Below are 12,093 nucleotides of genomic sequence, written 5' to 3'. Positions count from 1 at the left end.
GCGATGGGTATTGAAACGTGGAAAGGAGAGCAATTTTCCTTCCGCAAAGTCGCGCAAGAGTGGCCCCTCACCCTGCCCTCTCCCCAGAGGGGAGAGGGGAAAGCTTGGTTGCGTGAGGGGTTTTTAGACGTTTTGCAGGTTTTGCCAGCGTGCTTGTGCCATGGCGGGGTCGGTGACGCTTGGCTCGCCGCTTTCCACGTGTCCGGCGAAGCGTTGTACGAAACCGCTTTCGGCATCGGCGCGCACGATCAGGTCGTACCAGCCGTAGCTGTCGCCGAGATGCCATTTTCTTTTCTGGTATTCGCCTGGGTGCAGGGCGTAGGTGATGGATTCGCCGTTGTAGAGGTTTTCTACGGTGGCGTTGCAGAAATCCTGCCCGGTGTTGGCCAGCACGAGCACGATGCTGCGGTCGGAAGCATCGTAGTGCGCGGTGATCTGCACGTTGGTTTTGGGTGATGCGAGATCGCCCTTGAAGTGGCGCATGAATCCGTTCGGACCGTAGACGCTGAAGTCGTAGGCACCTTGCGTTGGCCACGTAGGGGAAAGCGATTTGCCGGGCTCGACCGTGTAGTACCACGGACCTTCTGCGCCGCTGGCGGTACGTACGTGGAAGCACGCGCCTGCGCGTCCGGTGTTTTCGAAGCGGATGCCGAAGTTGCCTGGGTGACCGCCCATCGCGGTGGCTTGCAGTTCGTACGGCAAGGCGCGCGCCGGTTTCATGCCGGGTTCCTGCACGGGCAGGCTCTGATCGGTAGGCACCGAGGGTACGTAATCGGGATAGCGCTGGTCGTTCGGCGGCTCGTAGGCACTGGTGCTGGGCAGCGAGGGTTGGCTGTGGTCCGGCTTGGCGAAATCGAAGGCGGAAACCAGATCGCCGGCGACGCTGCGGCGCCATGCGGTGATGTTGGATTCCTGCAAATCGGGATATTGGCGTTCGAAGCGGCGCTGGATAAAGCGGATCAACGAAGTGTGATCAAACACTTCGGAGCAAACCCAGCCGCCCTTGCTCCACGGCGACACCACGATCATCGGCACGCGCGGGCCCATGCCGTAAGGTCCGCTTTGATAGTTGCTGTCACCGGCGAAGATTTCGTTGGCGATCGAGACCGTCGATTGCCCTTGCGCACTGGAAGGCGGCACGCACGGCGGCACGGCGTGATCGAAGAAGCCGTCGTTCTCGTCGAAGGTGATGAACAGCGCAGTCTTGCTGAATACGTCCGGATTGCTGGTCAACGCGTCCAACACTTGCGAGACATACCAGGCGCCGTAGTTGGCCGGCCAGTTCGGGTGTTCGGTATAGGCTTCGGGCGCCACGATCCACGACACCTGCGGCAAGGTGTTGCCCATCACGTCGGCGCGCAGGATGTCGAACAAGCCGCCGCTTACCGAAATATCGGTACCGGTGCGCGCGCCCTGGTACAGCGGGCTGTCCGGCTGCGCGTTGCGGTATTGCAGGAAGTACAGCAGCGAGTTGTCGCCGTAGTTACCGATGTAGGCATCGTCGGTCCAACCCCAATAGCCGTTGGCATCCAGGCCGGTGCCGACATCCTGGTAAAGCTTCCAGGAAACGCCGGCCTTCTGCAGCACTTCCGGATAGGTGGACCAGGAGTAGCCCGCCTCGGCGTTGTCGACCACCGGGCCGCCGCCCGCGCCATCGTTGCCGACCCAGCCGGTCCACATGTAGTAGCGATTCGGATCGGTCGGCCCCATCACCGAGCAATGGTAGGCATCGCATACGGTGAAGGCATCGGCCAGCGCGTAATGGAAGGGGATGTCGTCGCGCGTGAGGTAGGCCATGGTGCTGGTGCCTTTGTTGGGCACCCACTGGTCGTATTGGCCCTGGTTCCACGCAGCGTGCGTGCTGGCCCAGTCGTGCGCGAGGTCTTCCAGGAACTGCAGGCCCATGTCCGGCGCAGTGGGATGGAACGGCAGCACGTAGCTGGCGCCATCGGGCTGGTACCACACCGATTGTCCGGTCGACAGATTCACCGGGCGCGGATCGCCAAACCCGCGCACGCCCTTGAGCGAACCGAAGTAATGGTCGAAGGAACGGTTTTCCTGCATCAGGATGACGATGTGCTCGATGTCTTCAATCGAACCGGTGCGCCGGTTGGCGGGAATTTCCATGGCGCGCGCGATGCTCGCAGGAAGTGCCGACGCCAGCGCCGTGCTTCCCATCAGTTGCAAGAAGCGGCGGCGATTCATCGAGGTCGTCATGGTTCGGGGCTCCCAGAAGTTCGAATACGTCGCGCGATGCTGGTGCGCGAACGTTTCAATCATGCGTCATCCGGTGAAGCAATGCTGAAGCTTTGCGCTTGATCACACTCGAGATGTGTTCATGAAGACGAATCCTTCACGATATGGAGGTGACGGAGCACGCTCTTATCGCTGCATCAGCAACGTCTCGAGCAGTTCCGGTGCCTTGGGCACGCCCTCGGTCAGCACTTCGTGCCCATCGCGCGTCACGGCGACATCGTCTTCGATGCGTATGCCGATACCACGCCAGGCTTCGGGCACGGATAAATCATCCGGCGGAATGTAGATGCCCGGTTCCACGGTAAGCACCATGCCGGGTTCGAGCATGCGCGGCTCGCCGTCGACGCGATAATCGCCGACATCGTGTACGTCCAGGCCCAGCCAATGGCTGGTCTTGGCTGGATAGAACCGCTTGTAGCTGCCTTGCGCCACCACTTCGGCCGGGTCGCCCTTGAGCAGGCCCAGTGCGCACAGGCCTTCGACAATGACGTGCACGGCGATGTCATGCGCCGCACTGTAGGAACGGCCAGGCTGCACTTCGTCGATCGCCGCCTGCTGCGCGGTATACACCACTTCATACAAAGCACGCTGTTCGCGGCTGAAGCGACCGTTGACGGGAAAGGTGCGGCTGATGTCGGAGGCATAGCAATCCAGCTCCGCACCGGCGTCGATCAGCAGCAAATCGCCGTTCTTCAACGGCGCGCGATTGGCGGTGTAGTGCATGGTGCACGCGTTCACGCCACCGGCGACGATCGGCGGGAAAGCGGCCACGGCGCCGCGGCTGCGCATGACGCGCAGCAGTTCGGCTTCCACTTCGTATTCGTGGCAGCCGGCGCGCGCCATGGCCATGGCGGCCAGATGCGCATCGGCGGCGATGACGGCCGATGCGCGCATCAGCTTGAGTTCGGCGCGCGATTTGTACAGGCGCAGGTCGTGCAGCAGATGCCCCAGCGACACGAATTCCTTGGGCACCACGCCGCCGCCGCGCAACTGGCGCAGCCGGCGCACCCAGCCGAGCAGTTGGGCGTCGAATTGCGGTTCGCGGCCGAAATGGCAATACACGCGCCCCCTGCCCTCGATCATGCCGGGCAGGATGTCGTCGATGTCGTCGATGGGAAAGGCGTCGTCCATGCCGTAGCTGGCCACCGCTCTTTCGGTGCCGATGGAAGGGCCGTGCCAACGTTCGCGTTCGGGGTCGCGCTCGCGGCAGAACAACACCGCTTCGCCGTGCGTGCGGCCCGGCAGCAAGGCCAGCACCGCATCGGGCTCGGGAAAACCGCTGAGGTAATGGAAATCCGAATCCTGACGGTAAGGCCAGGCCGCGTCGGCATTGCGCATGCGCTCGGGCGCCGTGGCGATCAGCACCACCGCCTCTTCGCCCGCCATTTTCATCAACTGGCGGCGGCGGCGGGCAAACTCATCCAGGGGAATATTCAATGCACGGTGCCGTTGGAAGGCTGGGTCGGGATGTGGCATTCGGTAAACAGCAACATGGCGCCCATACGCACGAATTCGTGCACTTCGATCAGAGCATCCTCGTCTTCGTCTTCATTGCCGAAGTCGAGCTGGGCCGACGCGATATTGGCCAGATCGCCCAGAATTTCCTTGCCTTCTTCGGACAACTTGTCGCGCGCCGCGGGGCCGTTCAGGCCTAAGCCGCCCAGGAAACCGCGGCACCAGTCGACCAGGGCATCGGCGCGTTCCGGCAAGGGGCGGTCGTCGGCCGGCAGCAAGGGTTCGAAACCCAGTTCGGGGTCGGCCAGCTCGCCCTCGCTCTGGCGCACGAGTTGCTCCAGAACCGCTTGATCGGCCTGGGAAACCTTTACCTCGCCCGCGTCCAGATGCAGCACTTCCAACAAGGAACGCCGGCCCAACTGACCGTTTCCGGCCAGGAAACCGCACAGGGAACCATGCACTTCGCTGGCCGTGGCGCCCAGGCGCAAGTGCACCACGATGTCGTCCAGTTCGTCGTAGCCAATCAGCTCGGGGGCGGTCATCGGGGCGGTCCTCAAACGGTCAAAGGGCAAGTTTAATGCACTGCCATGAGGGCAGCAGATTTCGGCCGGCGTCCTGATATAGTTCCGGCCATGAACACACCCGACGCCGCCCATCACGAGCTTGCCGCTCTTAGCCAGCAGCTCGATCGATTGCTTGAGCACGTGCATCGGTTGACCGAAGAAAATCGCAGCCTGCGCCACAGCCAGGAACAGTTGGCAAGCGAACGCGCAGGCCTGTTGGCACGCAACGAACAGGCGCGCAGCCGGGTTGAAGCCATGATCCAACGACTCAAGGCGCTTGAGAGCAATGGCTGACGTCATCAGCACACCTACCAACGAGCCGGTTGCACTGCGGCTGATCGATCGCGAATTCCTGATCGCCTGTCCGCCGGACGAACGCGCCGGCCTGCTCGAAGCGGCAAGCTTCCTGGACCGCAAGATGCGCGAGCTGCGTGCGCACGCCAAGACGCCGGGATTTGACCGCCTGGCGGTGCTGGCCGCCATCAGCATCACGCACGAGTATCTGCAGTTGCAGAAGCACCCCGTCGCCAGCGCAAACGACGGCATGTCTGAACCAGGCATCGCCGAAGGATTGGCTTCTTTGCGACGCAAGCTTGAAGCGGCACTCGACGCGCAACTAAAATAGCGGTCGGCGTTTTCTGCGGTGTGCGCCAGCACACTCTTACATATTGCCTTGTTCCTATTTACGGCCCGGGACGGTTACTTAAGGCTGTTGTGCATGTCCGCCGCGAGCGGAAAGCCTTGAGGCCTTAATATCCCTCCCACCTGATCCCTTTCGGATCAAGGTCGTTTGGTGGGCAGCGGCATCGCGGTTAACGCCACCTCATTCCCATCCCGGAAGCCGCTCAAGAGAGGCTTCCGGGGGCGGATCGCCGGTCCGGGAGTCCGCGGGCGTCACAGTCATCAGGAGATGGGAGACGCGCGACGTGGATACCGCCGCACGACGCCGTGAACTGCGCCAGCGCCTGGCTGAACGCCGCCGCGCGCTTACCCCGCCCCAGCGTATGGGCGCCGCCCAAGGCCTGCGCCGCAGCCTGGAACACCTCCCTGAATACCATACGGATCAGCGCATTGCCGGCTATTGGGCCTGCGATGGGGAGCTGCCGCTGAATCTGGTGATTCCGCCCCTGGCCACGCGCGGCCAACAATTTCTGCTGCCCCTGATCGGCCAGGACAACCTGCTGCGCTTTGCGCCCTGGGCGGCCGGGGATGCGGTGCAGCCCAACCGCTTCGGCATTCCCGAACCGGTGGCTCCGTACGAATGGTTTGCGCCGTTCCAGCTGGATCTGGTGCTGGTGCCCCTGCTCGGCTTCGACCGCCGCGGCAACCGCATCGGCTATGGCGGCGGCTACTACGATCGCAGCTTCGCGTTTCTGCGCGATCAGTTGCGCCCCACCGAACCCCTTTTGGTAGGCATCGCCTACGAATTTCAGGAATTGCCGCAGATCGAGCCGGAAAGTTGGGACGTGACGCTGGACTTCATCGCCACGGACCACGAATTGATCGATTGCCGCGCCGACGCCACGGGAGAAGCCAGCACGTGAATTACTGGTTGATGAAATCCGAGCCCGACACGTTTTCGATCGACGACCTGAAGCGCAAGAAACGCGAAGCCTGGGACGGCGTGCGCAACTACCAGGCGCGCAACTTCATGCGCGACGGCATGCGCGTGGGCGACGGCGTGCTGTTCTATCACTCCAACTGCGCCGAACCAGGCATCGCCGGCCTCGCCGAGGTCGCCAGCGACGCCTATCCCGACCCCAGCCAGTTCGATCCCAAGAGCCAATACTTCGATCCGGGCAGTTCGCGCGACAATCCGCGCTGGATGCTGGTCGACGTGAAGTTCGTGAAAAAGCTCAAGCGCACGATCACGCTGGACGAACTGAAAAATCACTCGGCCGTGGCAGGCATGACCCTGTTGCGCAAAGGCAATCGCCTGTCGGTGATGCCGGTGGAAGCGGGCGACTGGAAGTACATCCTCGGGCTGGAATGAGGCTTTCGCAGCGCCGCGGACTGGGTTGTCCCTGACTTGATCCTTGGGGGTATCCCAACAAATATCGCTTGGAATTGTTGGGTTACCCCCGGACCAAGTCCGGGGTAACCCAACCTACTGAAACACGCGCTGGAGCACGAAATCGGCAGTGACCTTCTCGCCGGTCAGCAGCATGGCGGTCAATTCGCCACCCAGCACTTGCGGCGCGATGATTACATCCGGCTGCACCAGTTTGATGCGGCTGAGATGCCGCGCATCGTTCACTGCCGCCACCGTGCGCGCTGTGCCGCCCAGTTCCTTGGCGGCGAGCACGGTAAAGGCGTTTTCCGCATCGTCGTCGCGCATGGCCAGCACGGCCTTGGCCTCGTGGGCGCCGGCCTGGCGCAGCACGTCGATATCGCTGGAGTCGCCTACCACGATGTCGACGTCGCTCAGCTCGCCTTCCGCCGGCGCATCGCGCAGCAGGCGCGTAACGGACTGCCCGCGCTTGGCCAGCTCACGCCAGGTATTGATCGCCAAGGAGGTATTGCCGATCACGACGTAATGATCCTTGCGCTTCATGGTGCGGCCCTTCTGGTTGACGATGCGTTGCAGGCTGCGCTTGATCATCGGCGACACCACCGCGGTCAGCGAGGTGGCGAACACGGCGACGCCCAGCACCACAACCGATACCGCAAACAAGCGTGATTCGGGCGTATGCGGCACGATATCGCCATAACCCACCGTGGTCATGGTGATCGTCGCGTAATAGAACGCCGTCACCAGGTCGGTGATCGGCGGCGAAAATTGCGCACCAAGGTAATAGCTGCCCAGGGTGGCATACATCATCAACATCACCACCGAAGTAAAGGCAAACAGCGTACTGGCGGCGAGGCTGGAACGGTCGAAGGTTTGCCAACTGGCCAGCAAGGCCAACAGCACCAGCGCGGAATAGATCGCCATCGGCACATTGCGATGTACGCCGAACAGCAGGCTGGCCAGCGCCGCAATGGACAGCAAGCTGGCCATGGTCCAGGCCAGCCGCGACCGCATCAGCAAGCCCACCGACATCGTCAGCTGCCCCAGCCCGATCAACAGCGGCGGCAGCAGCGCGGGGTGCTGGTCGAACTGCCCTTCCATCACCAGCGCCAGGTAACGCTGCCAGTCCTGGCCCAGGTCGGCGTGCAGCATCTTCAACCCGCCGCCGGCAAGCAACAGGGCCAAAGGGACGTGCGGAAACCAGCCATGCGCGCGCAGGACGCCCGCCCATCGCTGCCGGGCCTCGCGCAAGCGTTGCCATAGAGATTCCAAAGCCACGAGGCCTCCGCGCTGTCGTCGCTACAGTCTCCCCGGAATCCCCGCCCTGGCAAGCCCCCGCAGGACTAAAGTCCGGCCGGAAGATGCGGCTGGGCGCCAAATCGGGGATCATTGCACCTTTGAATTTTCCGGGTGATGCCATGAGCAGTGAAGAGAAACGCCTAGCCGGCGAAGCCGCCATCAAATACGTGGAAGACGGCGCCATTGTCGGCGTCGGCACCGGCTCCACCGTCGCGTTCTTTATCGATGCACTGGCCGGCATCAAGGACCGCATCCAGGGCGCCGTATCCAGCTCGGAGCAATCCACCGCGCAATTGAAGAAGCACGGCATTCCCGTGTTCGACCTCAACGCCACCGGCACGTTGACGCTGTATGTCGACGGCGCGGACGAATGCGATCCGCACAAGCGCCTGATCAAGGGCGGCGGCGCGGCGCTGACGCGCGAAAAAATCATCGCCCAGGCTGCACAGAAATTCATTTGCATTATCGATTCGGGCAAGCGCGTGGACCTGCTCGGCAAATTTCCGCTGCCGATCGAAGTGATTCCGATGGCGCGCAGCCTGGTCGGCCGCGAGATCGTTCGGCGCGGCGGCAACCCGGTGTGGCGCGATGGCGTAGTCACCGACAACGGCAACTGGGTCATCGACGTGCACGGCTGGCAGATCGCCGATCCGGTAGCGCTGGAAAGCGATCTCAATCAGATTCCCGGCATCGTCACCGTTGGCCTGTTTGCCAAGCGCCCGGCGGACGTGGTGCTGATCGGCGACAAGCTGATGTAAATCGACGAGTGCAGACGCGTTCGCTACGCCGAACGCACCTGCCTCAGCCGGGCGATTGAATGTGCCGCGCAAACTGCCGGATACGTTTGCGCAACACATCCTCGCGCTGCACTTCACAACCCCACAGGGTCAACACGCGAAACCCCAATCTCGACAACGCCAACCTGGCGGCTTTGTCGCGCGCTACGTTGCGGGCAAACTTTTCAGCCCAGTACGCCCGGTTGGACTTCGGCGTCGTCGCCAACGCGCAGTCGTGCCGATGCCAGAAGCATCCATGCACGAAGATCGCCCAGCGCCGGGAACGATTGGCGAGATCAGGCGCACCCGGCAGATCGCGATTGCTCAAGGTAAAACGCATACCGGTCGCCCAACAGGCCTGACGCACGGCAAGCTCCAGCGCCGAACCGCTCTGGCGGACACGCGCCATGCGAGAGGACGTTTCCCGCGTCGTATACAGCACCGGCGACGAGGCACGACCAAAGCGCTCGACGGGCCGCTTGAACGGTATTTCGTTCTTCGCTCTGGCTCGTCCGGGCATGCGGCTCATCCCACGCGCGAGGGCTCAATACTGCGCCGCAATCGCCCCGGCCAGCACTTCACCTAGCAGCGGCGGTACGGCGTTGCCAATCTGCTTGACGATCTGCGCCCGCGTTCCGGCGAATTCGAAGGTATCGGGAAAACTCTGGATACGCGCGCCCTCCCGCGGGGTCAACGCACGGTCCTGATACGGGTGGATGCAGCGATTGGATGAGGGATGCACGAAATTCACAGTAATGGTCGTGCTCGGCTCATCGGCAGCCAGACGGCTATAGCAGGAGCTGAAACCACTGCGGGTCATGCCTTCGGGCAAGGCGGCACGATTGCGGCCCGCTGCGCGGATGATGGCCAGCATTTTTTCCGAATGCGCCGTCGATTCGTGCAGTGTCAGCTGTGAAGCGCCGTTGCGCATGCGGCGCTGATAGTCATTGCGCTTTTTGGATTTGCCGTAAGCAACGGCCTTCTCGCCGGACTGGACGACGGGGAGATCGCCGATGGCATCCATGACCGTCATTGCCGGCACAAGCTTTGCCGCACGCGATGCTGTGGGCACCAACTGCCCCGCAAAATTTCCCGCCATGCTCCGGTAGGCCACCTGGTGAGTCGGTTGCGGCCATTCGAAGGTTCGACCCAACGCATTGCCCACCACGATGACTCTCTCGCGGTTCTGGGGCAAACCGAAAGACGCCGCATTGATGACGCGCCAATCGGTTTTATATCCAAGTCCCTCAAAACTGCGCAGCAGCTCGTGAAAGAAATTCCTGCTGCTTTGGTGCGTGAGCATGCCCACCACGTTTTCGAATACAAACCACTTCGGCTTCAGCTCGCGCAGTGTGAGCATGAAATATTCGGGCAGCGAATTGCGCGGATCGGTTTCGGTCAATGTGCGAAACGGACGAATCGAAGAAAAACCCTGGCACGGCGGACCACCGATAATCACGTCCGGATTGAGCGCAAGATCGCCCAGTTCCGCCGTCGAAAATTTCCGAATGTCCGCCGCCACCGCCGTGGCAAAGCGATGATTGCGATGAAAGCTGGTTACGCGATCGTGCAGCAAATCCAGTCCCGCGGTGACCTTGAAGTGCCCTGTGCTTTCGAAACCGTGCGAGAAACCGCCCGTTCCGCAGAACAGATCGAGCACCCGGATACCCTGGCCGTGATCTTCGCGCCGCGGCAAGATGAGCTGATCCTCGGCCACGGCGGTGACGTAGCCCTCGCCGATTTCCGGCAGATCCGCGTTGGCCGAAAGTGCGGATTTCAGATCCACGCGACGAACGCCCAAGGCCTTCGCCAGCGATGTTAGGTTTCTGGACGGCACCGGCTCCAGCAATCGCTCCCAGCGACGCAACTGGGCAACGGGCACGCAAGCGGCCTCCGCCAGCTCTCCCTGGCTGATTTTCTGCTCGGAGCGGATCGAGCGGAGCGATTTGACCATGATGCCTTGGGAACCCTGAGAGCCATTCATACGCAGCAAAACGCGAAGCCGCGGACCGCCTCGTGGATGATCCGCATTGGCGAATGGTAGTTCTTCTTGCCGCCCATGCGTAGCAGCCGGCGGAGCAAGCCCGCCTTGGCGCCATCAAACCAAGGGCAGGCCAAGCGCTTCGCGCAAAGGGTTCAGCAAAGCACCGTAACGAGGCGATCGAGCGGTATCGCTGCGTAGCGGCTGCCGCACTTGCATCGCACTTGGCGTGCCGACGGCACGCTGCGTTTCGTTGAAATGCAGGCACGCTTCCTCGAATGGCAACTGGCAGAACGCGAGCAGCTGGCGAATCCGGCCTTCCGGGTCTTTCAGCAGATCCTCGTATACGTGTTCGTAAACGTGTGCCGGCTCTTTCTGCGCCCAATGCGTCGCTGCGACATCGAAGCTGCGCCAATACCCGGCCAGATCGGAAAACCCGCGCGTGTAATCGTTGCCGGGGAAATACTGCCGATAGCACGAGAAACAGGTTTCCAGTGCATCGCGACGACTGATCACGATGCGCGCGCCGGGCAGCATCGCCCGGATCATGCCTACGTGCATCCAGTTATTCGGCAATTTGTCGGTGAACGCGGGACGGTTCTTGCGCCAACGCGCCGTGCGCTCCAGATAGCGCTGACCCAGCCGTCGCCAATCTTCTGCCGATGCATCCGACAGCCACGCGGGATAAGCCTTCTTGCGCCGGGTGGACTCCTCGCCGATGACCATGGGCAGGTCCGGCAACTCCGCAGCGCCTTCCACCTGCGAATGCGACGCGAGGATCTGCTCGATCAAGGTCGAACCCGAGCGCGGCATGCCGACGATGAAAATGACTTCCGAACCGAGCTCCTGTCCAGCATCGGCGGTGCACGTGGCGGCTCTGATCGATTCCATGGTTCGCACAAAACCCGCCGCATCCCACGTCCGGTAGCGTTGCGCAGTGGCGTTCGCCTCCGCGAGCGCTTGCATGGCATCGGCGTAGCGGCCTTGATCGTCTTCTGCCTTGGCCAAGGCAAAACCCAGGGCAATGCGATCGCCGTCGCTGGCGCGCGGGTGGGCCATCGCACGGCGGATGGCGTTGCTGTCGTCCGCTTCCAGGCGCAGGGTCTTGATCTCGGCCAAGCCCCACCACGCCATGCCTGCCCATGGTTGCCCGGCGAGCAGCTTGCGATATTCGGCGATGGCTTCGTCCCGGAGATTGTCCATGCGCAACAGATCCGCATATTGCGCGCGTGCTGCGGCATAGTCAGGCGCCAACGCGACGGCGCGCCGAAGCGCATCCCGCGCTTCCTCGAAACGTGCGCTGCGAATCAGGAACAGGCCAAGGTTGTACCAGCCCACGACGAGGCTCGGCTGAAGCTCGCAGGCGCGGCGCAGAAACTCGATGGCCAGATCGAGTTCGCCGGCTTCCGCGAGGATGACGGCATAACTGTTGTTATAGGTGGCATCCTGCGGCCGCTGCTCCAGCGCGCGTCGCATGTCGCGCAAAGCCAATTTGTGCTCGCGGCGCGCGTTCAATACGTTCGCGTGAAGGCGCAGAACTTCGGGGTGATCCGGGTAATTGGCGAGTAGCGGACTCAATAGATTCGCCGCTTGAGCAGGCTGCCCCATTTCGAGGGCCCGCGCGGCGGCGATGACCTGATTTGCCGCAGCAACATCCAAACCATGCAGTAGCGAATTCAATCTCGCCTCCAAAACCCTGCCGATCAACGGCACGCCGTGGATCGGGAACCACGAAAAACGCCGCCACGTCAC

Annotated in this window: 12 protein-coding genes and 1 other RNA gene; 6 read left to right on the top strand and 7 right to left on the bottom strand. The window is 62.4% G+C overall.

What is annotated here, in order from left to right; translation table 11 throughout:
* Positions 1–123 precede the first annotated feature (123 nt).
* The 3 genes from ISS99_RS11780 to ISS99_RS11770 form a co-directional block, all read right to left on the bottom strand.
* Positions 124–2,217 carry a phosphocholine-specific phospholipase C gene (locus ISS99_RS11780; RefSeq protein ID WP_204631814.1) on the bottom strand — a complete coding sequence of 698 codons (2,094 nt, stop codon included), beginning with the start codon at positions 2,215–2,217 and terminating at the stop codon, positions 124–126.
* A gap of 165 nt (positions 2,218–2,382) precedes the next feature.
* Complete coding sequence (locus tag ISS99_RS11775; protein WP_204631813.1) at positions 2,383–3,732, bottom strand: aminopeptidase P N-terminal domain-containing protein; 1,350 nt, start codon at positions 3,730–3,732, stop codon at positions 2,383–2,385.
* Complete coding sequence (locus ISS99_RS11770; protein ID WP_204631812.1) at positions 3,690–4,253, bottom strand: UPF0149 family protein; 564 nt, start codon at positions 4,251–4,253, stop codon at positions 3,690–3,692. Before ISS99_RS11770 ends, ISS99_RS11775 begins: the two co-directional genes overlap by 43 nt.
* A gap of 90 nt (positions 4,254–4,343) precedes the next feature.
* Between ISS99_RS11770 and ISS99_RS11765 the strand changes: the two genes are divergently transcribed.
* The 5 genes from ISS99_RS11765 (at position 4,344) to ISS99_RS11745 (ending at position 6,267) form a co-directional block, all read left to right on the top strand.
* Complete coding sequence (locus tag ISS99_RS11765; protein ID WP_204631811.1) at positions 4,344–4,568, top strand: TIGR02449 family protein; 225 nt, start codon at positions 4,344–4,346, stop codon at positions 4,566–4,568.
* On the top strand, positions 4,561–4,899 hold the full coding sequence (locus ISS99_RS11760; RefSeq protein WP_204631810.1) for a cell division protein ZapA: 339 nt from the start codon (positions 4,561–4,563) through the stop codon (positions 4,897–4,899). The genes ISS99_RS11765 and ISS99_RS11760 overlap by 8 nt, the downstream gene beginning before the upstream one ends.
* Positions 4,900–4,906: 7 nt before the next feature.
* A non-coding RNA gene (ssrS, locus tag ISS99_RS11755) (6S RNA) lies at positions 4,907–5,093 on the top strand.
* 107 nt (positions 5,094–5,200) lie between these two features.
* Positions 5,201–5,818, top strand: coding sequence for a 5-formyltetrahydrofolate cyclo-ligase (locus ISS99_RS11750; protein ID WP_204631809.1), 618 nt, complete (start codon positions 5,201–5,203; stop codon positions 5,816–5,818).
* Between the two features lie 11 nt (positions 5,819–5,829).
* Complete coding sequence (locus ISS99_RS11745; protein ID WP_239537980.1) at positions 5,830–6,267, top strand: EVE domain-containing protein; 438 nt, start codon at positions 5,830–5,832, stop codon at positions 6,265–6,267.
* Between the two features lie 114 nt (positions 6,268–6,381).
* On the opposite strand, the gene kch is transcribed toward ISS99_RS11745, so the two are convergent.
* Positions 6,382–7,563 (bottom strand): voltage-gated potassium channel protein, encoded by a 1,182-nt coding sequence (gene kch / locus ISS99_RS11740; protein ID WP_284343717.1) that lies wholly within the window; start codon positions 7,561–7,563, stop codon positions 6,382–6,384.
* Positions 7,564–7,703: 140 nt separating this feature from the next.
* Between kch and rpiA the strand changes: the two genes are divergently transcribed.
* On the top strand, positions 7,704–8,342 hold the full coding sequence (gene rpiA / locus ISS99_RS11735) for a ribose-5-phosphate isomerase RpiA (protein WP_204631807.1): 639 nt from the start codon (positions 7,704–7,706) through the stop codon (positions 8,340–8,342).
* Between the two features lie 43 nt (positions 8,343–8,385).
* On the opposite strand, the gene ISS99_RS11730 is transcribed toward rpiA, so the two are convergent.
* The 3 genes from ISS99_RS11730 to ISS99_RS11720 all read right to left on the bottom strand — a co-directional run bounded on the left by ISS99_RS11730 (position 8,386) and on the right by ISS99_RS11720 (position 12,021).
* Positions 8,386–8,880, bottom strand: a complete 495-nt coding sequence (locus ISS99_RS11730) for a very short patch repair endonuclease (RefSeq protein WP_204631806.1) — start codon at positions 8,878–8,880, stop codon at positions 8,386–8,388.
* Positions 8,881–8,904: 24 nt separating this feature from the next.
* Positions 8,905–10,314: a DNA (cytosine-5-)-methyltransferase gene (dcm, locus tag ISS99_RS11725; RefSeq protein ID WP_204631805.1), complete on the bottom strand. Its 1,410-nt coding sequence runs from the start codon at positions 10,312–10,314 to the stop codon at positions 8,905–8,907.
* A 144-nt stretch (positions 10,315–10,458) separates the two neighbouring features.
* Positions 10,459–12,021 carry a sulfotransferase gene (locus tag ISS99_RS11720; RefSeq protein WP_306482329.1) on the bottom strand — a complete coding sequence of 521 codons (1,563 nt, stop codon included), beginning with the start codon at positions 12,019–12,021 and terminating at the stop codon, positions 10,459–10,461.
* Between the last annotated feature and the right edge of the window lie 72 nt (positions 12,022–12,093).

The organism is Dyella mobilis, from assembly GCF_016904945.1.
In the GTDB taxonomy this organism is placed as follows: domain Bacteria; phylum Pseudomonadota; class Gammaproteobacteria; order Xanthomonadales; family Rhodanobacteraceae; genus Dyella_B; species Dyella_B mobilis.
The sequence above is the reverse complement of the archived record's forward strand: the minus strand, read 5'-3'. Positions and strand labels throughout refer to the sequence as shown.

Coding starts and splice junctions, on each gene's coding strand:
- ISS99_RS11780 (WP_204631814.1), bottom strand. CDS start 2,217: ATGACGACCTCGATGAATCGCCGCCGCTTCTTGCAACTGATGGGAAGC.
- ISS99_RS11775 (WP_204631813.1), bottom strand. CDS start 3,732: ATGCCACATCCCGACCCAGCCTTCCAACGGCACCGTGCATTGAATATT.
- ISS99_RS11770 (WP_204631812.1), bottom strand. CDS start 4,253: ATGACCGCCCCCGAGCTGATTGGCTACGACGAACTGGACGACATCGTG.
- ISS99_RS11765 (WP_204631811.1), top strand. CDS start 4,344: ATGAACACACCCGACGCCGCCCATCACGAGCTTGCCGCTCTTAGCCAG.
- ISS99_RS11760 (WP_204631810.1), top strand. CDS start 4,561: ATGGCTGACGTCATCAGCACACCTACCAACGAGCCGGTTGCACTGCGG.
- ISS99_RS11745 (WP_239537980.1), top strand. CDS start 5,830: ATGAAATCCGAGCCCGACACGTTTTCGATCGACGACCTGAAGCGCAAG.
- rpiA (WP_204631807.1), top strand. CDS start 7,704: ATGAGCAGTGAAGAGAAACGCCTAGCCGGCGAAGCCGCCATCAAATAC.
- ISS99_RS11730 (WP_204631806.1), bottom strand. CDS start 8,880: ATGCCCGGACGAGCCAGAGCGAAGAACGAAATACCGTTCAAGCGGCCC.
- dcm (WP_204631805.1), bottom strand. CDS start 10,314: ATGGTCAAATCGCTCCGCTCGATCCGCTCCGAGCAGAAAATCAGCCAG.